The following is a 219-nucleotide window of genomic DNA, read 5'->3' as shown; positions in this document are numbered from 1 at the left end:
TGCGAGCGGCCTGACCGCGACCAACATGGCGGTGGGAACCGTGAACTACTGCGCACCCGAACAGCTGATGGGTGGGGCACTGGATGGCCGGGCGGACCAATACGCGTTGGCGGCTACCGCCTACTACCTGTTGACCGGTACCAAGATGTTTGCCAATCTGCCTGCGGTGGCAGTGATTAGCTCCCATCTGACCGCGCCACCGCCACTTCCTGGAGCCGT

1 pseudogene is annotated in these 219 nt (G+C 63.5%); it reads left to right on the top strand.

What is annotated here, in order from left to right:
• Positions 1–219, top strand: a pseudogene (locus AC5Y5O_RS32350) (serine/threonine protein kinase); the annotation flags it as partial.

This window comes from Mycobacterium sp. NGS40 (assembly GCF_059812735.1).
Note: the sequence above shows the minus strand (reverse complement) of the source record. Positions and strands in the feature narration are given on the sequence as shown.